At 64.7% G+C, this 6,318-nt stretch carries 6 protein-coding genes; all 6 read right to left on the bottom strand.

Features of this window, described 5'->3' with window-relative positions; genetic code table 11:
• Positions 1 to 431: response regulator (locus G3O01_RS44570; RefSeq protein ID WP_205813870.1), on the bottom strand; the 431-nt coding region annotated here is incomplete at its 3' end.
• A gap of 5 nt (positions 432 to 436) precedes the next feature.
• A complete protein-coding gene (cheD, locus tag G3O01_RS44575; RefSeq protein WP_205813871.1) occupies positions 437 to 1,240 on the bottom strand; it encodes a chemoreceptor glutamine deamidase CheD in 804 nt (267 codons plus the stop codon).
• Positions 1,237 to 2,175, bottom strand: a complete 939-nt coding sequence (locus G3O01_RS44580) for a CheR family methyltransferase (RefSeq protein ID WP_205813874.1) — start codon at positions 2,173 to 2,175, stop codon at positions 1,237 to 1,239. Before G3O01_RS44580 ends, cheD begins: the two co-directional genes overlap by 4 nt.
• A gap of 290 nt (positions 2,176 to 2,465) precedes the next feature.
• Positions 2,466 to 4,250, bottom strand: a complete 1,785-nt coding sequence (locus G3O01_RS44585) for a methyl-accepting chemotaxis protein (protein WP_205813872.1) — start codon at positions 4,248 to 4,250, stop codon at positions 2,466 to 2,468.
• 80 nt (positions 4,251 to 4,330) lie between these two features.
• Positions 4,331 to 4,858, bottom strand: coding sequence for a chemotaxis protein CheW (locus G3O01_RS44590; RefSeq protein WP_205813873.1), 528 nt, complete (start codon positions 4,856 to 4,858; stop codon positions 4,331 to 4,333).
• A 46-nt stretch (positions 4,859 to 4,904) separates the two neighbouring features.
• Positions 4,905 to 6,318 (bottom strand): chemotaxis protein CheW (locus G3O01_RS44595; RefSeq protein WP_241024791.1); only part of this gene is annotated, 1,414 nt, incomplete at its 5' end.

Raw genomic sequence — 6,318 nt, forward strand, 5'->3', positions numbered from 1 at the left:
GCATGCTGCACGGGCGCGGCCTGGCGCACGCGCGCGCGCGCCGCGGCGCGAATCTTGTCGGCGAGCTTTTCCGAGTAGTCGAGCATGCCGTCGCGGATGCCGACCTTCGGCTTGGTCACGAAATCGACCGCGCCGAGTTCGAGCGCGCGCAGCGTGATTTCCGAGCCGCGCTCGGTCAGCGACGACACCATCACGACGGGCATCGGACGCAGGCGCATCAGCTTCTCGAGGAAGTCGAGGCCGTCCATACGCGGCATTTCGACGTCGAGCGTCAGCACGTCCGGGTTGTGTTGCTTGATGAGATCTCGCGCGACGAGCGGATCGGGCGCGGTAGCGACGACCGTCATGTCGGGTTGCGAGTTGATGATTTCCGTCATCAAGCTACGAATCAACGCCGAATCGTCGACGCACAATACTTTGATCTTTTGCACAGCGCTCACGCCTCCTCTACAGTCCTGGCGTTATTTGGTTGAATCGGGCGCCCGCTGGCGCCGAATAATTCGATACGTGGCTTCGTGCCGGCCGGGCGCGCGGCGCCCGTGCCTGAAGCCGTGCTTGCCCCCGTGGAGCCGCCACCGCCGCCGAACAGCTCGATACGCGGTTTGCCGGCAGCAGGAGCCGAGAACAGTTCGACGCGCGCACGCGCCTTCGCGAGCCGCTCGGCGCGCTCCTCGGCCGTTTGCCGGGCGAGCGCCTGTTCGCGTTCAGCCACCCCTTCTTCCTGCTGAAGACGCAGCTTCTTGACCATCACCTGTCCCGTGCGCGGCATGAACGCGACCTTGCGCGGATGCTTGCCTTCCAGGTCTTCGGCAACGATGCGGATTTTTTCCAGCGCGAGATACCGGCGCACGAACGCGGAGTTGCGATCGCCGATGTTCATCGTCGTCATGCCCGCCAGCACGGCAGCGCCGCCGAACACTTTCGCTTCGAAACGCTCGCGGCGGCCGCCCGCCTTGATCAGTTCGTTGATCAGCACTTCCATCGCGTACGCGCCGTAGCGCATCGAGTCGGATGCGGCTTGCGCGACGTCGGCGCCGTCGTCGGGCAGCATGAAGTGATTCATGCCGCCAATGCCCGCCGTGCGGTCCTGAATGCAGGCCGCCACGCACGAGCCGAGCACGGTGACCAGCACCATGTCTTCGTGCGTCGTGTAGAACTCGTTCGGCAGCAGCTTGACGCCGGGCTTCTTGAAGTGGTTGTCGAAATACAGATTGGTTGCGATCGGCAGGCTGCTGCTCATGCTGGCACCCCGCTCGTTGCGCGTTGCGCTGCGCGGCCGGCAGACGTTGCCCCGTTCGCATCGCGCGTCAGTTCATAGACGGTCTGTCCGCGCAGACGGAACGCCTGCGTGACATAGGTGAAGTTCTCCGAATGCCCGGCGAACAGCAGGCCGCCCGGCTTCACCAGCGGCTCGAAGCGCGACAGCACCTGGCCTTGCGTCGGCTTGTCGAAGTAGATCATCACGTTGCGGCAGAAGATCGCGTCGAACTGGCTGTTCAGCCGGTAGTCGCGGTCCGTCAGGTTCAGTTGCTCGAAACGGATCATCGCGCGTACTTCGGGGCGCACTTTCACCATGCCAGCATGCGCGCCCGTGCCCTTCAGGAAGAAGCGCTTGAGCCGCTCCGGAGACAGATGCTTGACCTGGTCGAACTGGTACATGCCCGCTTCGCCCTTGGCGAGCACCTGCGTGTCGATGTCGGTGGCGAGTACCGTTGCCTGGCGCGCTGCCTGATCGCCGAGTGCTTCGATCAGCGTCATCGCGATCGAATACGGCTCTTCACCCGTCGATGCCGCCGAGCACCACACCGACACCGGCGCCTGACGGCGCTTCACGAACTCGGAGAGGATCGGAAAGTGATGCGCTTCGCGGAAGAACGCGGTGAGGTTGGTCGTCAGCGCGTTGGTGAAGGCCTCCCACTCGGCGGGATCGTTGTCCGCCTCGAGCGCGTCGAGATACTGGCGGAACGAGTCGAGCCCGCGTGCCCGCAACCGCCGCGCGAGACGGCTGTACGCCATATCGCGCTTGTGGTCGGACAGCGAAATGCCTGCGCTGCGGTGAATCAGTTCACGAATGCGGGCGAAATCCGCCGATGTGAACTCGAAGTCGCGTGCCTGCTCGCCGGACCTTCCCGGCTCTGCCCGCTCAGGGCGTGTTTGCGCGCGCGTTGCCATCATCATGTCTTCCGTCTGCCATAAGGAGCGCCGCACCGCCCGTCGATCCTGCCCATGCCGCCATTGCCTGCGATGTTGCACGCGCTGTCGCCAGCGCCGCGGCCTTCTGTCCTGCCTTTCTTGCCTTTCCTGCCTTTCTTGCCTTTCCTGCCTTTCCTGCCTGTGCTGCTGGTACTGCCTGATTCCACTGCATTGAGCGCGCTCCCGGCGCGATCAGACTCCGCTCATCACGCGTCGCGCTGAAGCGTCCACTACGGGACGATGTGCCGGGAGTGCGCATATCCATTCACCGCTCAGAACGTTTCCCAGTCGGCATCCGACGACGCCGCAACAGCCGTCTGACGCGGCGCGGGCTCGGCTGCCGACGCACTTGCCTTCTTCACGGCCGGCTCGACGCGCGCGGGTGCTGCCGCTTCCGTCTTCGCAACGGCAGGTTTCGCCTGCACCGGCTTCGCCGCGTGCGCGACCGCCGCCTTCACGCGGCTCTTCGCCGCGCTCGCCGTCGGCTTCGCTGCCTGCTGCGCGCCGCTAACGCGCCACTGTCCGATCACCGTCTGCAGCGAGCGCGTCTGCTCTTCGAGCGACGCGGCAGCGGCCGCAGCCTGTTCGACGAGCGCCGCATTCTGCTGCGTCACTTCATCCATCTGCACGACCGCGCGGTTGACCTGCTCGATGCCGCCCGACTGTTCTTCCGACGCCGCGCTGATCTCGCCCATGATGTCCGTCACGCGACGCACGGCCTGCACGATCTCGTCCATCGTCGTGCCGGCGCGGCCGACCAGTGCGGAACCGCTTTGCACCTTGTCGGCGGAATCGCCGATCAGTTCCTTGATTTCCTTCGCCGCGCTCGCGCTGCGTTGCGCGAGGCTGCGCACTTCCCCTGCGACGACGGCAAAGCCGCGTCCCTGCTCGCCTGCACGCGCCGCTTCGACGGCTGCGTTCAATGCGAGGATGTTGGTCTGGAACGCGATGCCTTCGATCACGCTGATGATGTCGACGACCTTGTTCGAGCTGGTCGCGATGTCCTGCATCGTGCTCACCACCTGGCTGACCACTTCGCCGCCGCGCGTCGCGATATCCGACGCGTTGACGGCAAGCTGGCTCGCCTGGCGCGCGTTGTCGGCGTTCTGCTTCACGGTGCCCGTCAGCTGCTCCATGCTCGACGCCGTTTCCTGCAGCGACGCCGCCTGCTGTTCCGTGCGTTGCGACAGGTCCGTATTGCCCATCGCGATTTCGCGTGCACCGGTATCGATCGATTCGACGCTCGTGTGCACCGAGCGGATCATGCCCGACAGGCTTTCCTGCATCGACTTGACGGCCTTGAACAGGCGGCCGATTTCATTCGTGCCCGACGTGTCCACGTGTTGCGACAGGTCGCCCTGGGCGATGCGCTCGAAGCACGCCACCGCGTTGTCGAGCGGTTGCATGATCATGCCGCGCAGCGCGAAGCGGATCGCCACCACCAGCACCAGTGCCACCACGATGATCGCGATGATCGCCGCGCGCAGCACCGACATCTGCGATGCGGTGTCTTCCTGCTGCTGTTCGGCATGCGCCTGCAGCGCCTTCACGACGGGCGTTGCCGCGCTGTCGTAATTGACGAACATCGGGCTGATCTTGGTGTCGGCGATCGCGTGATAGCCGGACAGATCGCTCGCGCGCAGTGCCGTGAACTCGGGGTTCACGCCGTCGTTGATCAGCGTCGCGCGTTTGGCGACGACCGCGTCGATCAGCGACTGGTCGATGCCGTTCTTCGGCGTGTTGAGGAACGTCTGCCAGTTTTCGTTGGATTTCCCGAGCAGCTCGGCCGCGCGGTCGAGCACCTGCTTCGACTGCTCGATCTCGCCCGCCGCCACCAGCGCATTGACGCGGTCGAGCGACACGCGCGAGCGCAGCAGATACGAAGACGAGTCGTTCAGCGTGCGGATCGCGACCATGTCGCCGTGCGCCATGCTGTCGATCGCGTTGCCCGAACGGCTCAGTGCGGTGAGCCCGAGCGCCCCGACGATCACCGTCAGCGCAACCAGAATGATCCCGACGAGTGTCAGCGTCGTGCGGATCGACCATCTGCTCAGCATTTGTTGTACTCCCTGATTGCCTGCCGGGAAGAGCGCGGTTTGCGCCGCCGCCCGTCCCATGCCCAACTGTCGTTAATGCCTTACCTGCCGAGCGTTTCCGTCAGCGCCATTTCCCGGCTGGTCATCAGCTTTTCGATGTCCATCAGGATCAGCATGCGGCCGTCGACGGTGCCAAGGCCCGTCAGATATTCCGCCGTCAGCGTCGCGCCGAATTCCGGTGCAGGCATGATCTGGTCGGTGGCGAGCGTCAGCACGTCCGACACGCCGTCGACCACCATGCCGACCACGCGGCCCGCCACGTTCAGGATGATCACGACCGTCTGATGGTCGTACTCGACCCGTCCCAGATGGAACTTGATACGCATGTCGACGATCGGCACGATGATGCCGCGCAGATTGATCACGCCCTTGATGAACTCCGGCGCGTTCGCGATACGCGTCACGCTGTCGTAGCCGCGGATTTCCTGCACCTTCAGGATGTCGATGCCGTACTCTTCGGCGCCGAGCGTGAAGATCAGGAATTCCTGACCGCTCGCGTCGGCTTGCGCGTCGCGGCGGCCGATCGAACCGGCTACGCCGTTCGAATTGATGGATTGGACTTCTGCCACGTTAGCCCCCAAAACGGTTGGGATGAGTTGAGTTTCAGATTCAGTTTCAGGCGAGCGCCATCGCCGCGCCGTGCGCCGCGCGTGTCTCGCGATTCAGTGCCGCCACGTCCACGATCAGCGCGACGCTGCCGTCGCCGAGAATGGTCGCGGCGGAAATGCCGTGTACCTTGCGGTAGTTCGTTTCGAGGTTCTTCACCACCACCTGCTGCTGGCCGACCAGTTCGTCGATCAGCATCGCGAAGCGCCGGCCTTCCGTCTGCATGATGGTGACGATGCCCTGCGTCGGTTCGGTGCGCGCGTCTTCGACCGAGAACACTTCGTGCAGCGCGACGAGCGGCAGATATTCGCCACGCACACGCACGACGCGTTCGCCGGCTGCGACGGTGTAGATGTCGTCGGCTTGCGGCTGCAGCGACTCCATCACGAAGTTCAGCGGCAGAATGAAAATCTCGCTGCCCACCTTCACCGACATGCCGTCGAGAATCGCCAGCGTGAGCGGCAACACGATGCGCGTCGTGCTGCCCTTGCCCGCGTGCGACGTGATTTCGACGTGACCGCCCATCGACTGGATGTTCCGCTTCACCACGTCCATGCCGACGCCACGGCCAGAGACGTCCGTCACCTGTTCGGCCGTCGAGAAGCCCGGCAGGAAAATCAGGTTCCAGACTTCTTCGTCCGTCATCGTGTCGCTGACGGTCATGCCCTGCTTGGCCGCCTTCGCGAGAATCTTGTCGCGGCGCAGGCCCGCGCCGTCGTCGCTCACTTCGATCACAATGTTGCCGCCGTGATGCGCCGCGGACAGCACCAGCTGGCCGGTCGAATCCTTGCCCGCAGCCTTGCGCGCCTCGACCGTTTCGATGCCATGGTCGAGACTGTTGCGCACGAGGTGAGTCAGCGGATCGATGATGCGTTCGATCAGGCTCTTGTCGAGTTCGGTCGCCTGACCGAAGGTGACGAGTTCAACCTGCTTGCCGAGCTTCGCCGCCAGATCGCGCACCAGACGCGGGAAGCGGCTGAAGACGTAATCCATCGGCATCATGCGGATCGACATGACGGCTTCCTGGAGATCGCGTGCGTTGCGCTCCAGTTGCGCCATGCCGTTGAAAAGGCGGTCGTGCAGCGCCGGATCGAACGTGCTGGTGGTTTCCGCAAGCATTGCCTGCGTGATCACCAGTTCGCCGACCAGGTTGATCAGCTGGTCGACCTTTTCGACGCCCACGCGGATCGAGCTGCCTTCGCCTGCGTTCGCGGCGGCCGCCGGGCGCGCCTTGCGATCGCCTTCGGCGGATGCAGGCGCTGCCTTCGGTGCAGCGGCCGGAGCAGCTGCGCCCTCGGCCTGCGGCGCCGGCGCAGCCGGTGTAACGATTGCGGGCTCAGCCGGAACAGGCGCCGGTTGAGCGACTGCGGGTTGTGCAACGGCGACAGGCGCCGGTGCAGCAACCGCAGGCTGCACGACAGCG

Source organism: Burkholderia sp. Ac-20365 (assembly GCF_017104715.1).
Classification (GTDB): domain Bacteria; phylum Pseudomonadota; class Gammaproteobacteria; order Burkholderiales; family Burkholderiaceae; genus Paraburkholderia.

Coding starts and splice junctions, on each gene's coding strand:
- G3O01_RS44585 (WP_205813872.1), bottom strand. CDS start 4,250: ATGCTGAGCAGATGGTCGATCCGCACGACGCTGACACTCGTCGGGATC.
- G3O01_RS44580 (WP_205813874.1), bottom strand. CDS start 2,175: ATGATGGCAACGCGCGCGCAAACACGCCCTGAGCGGGCAGAGCCGGGA.
- cheD (WP_205813871.1), bottom strand. CDS start 1,240: ATGAGCAGCAGCCTGCCGATCGCAACCAATCTGTATTTCGACAACCAC.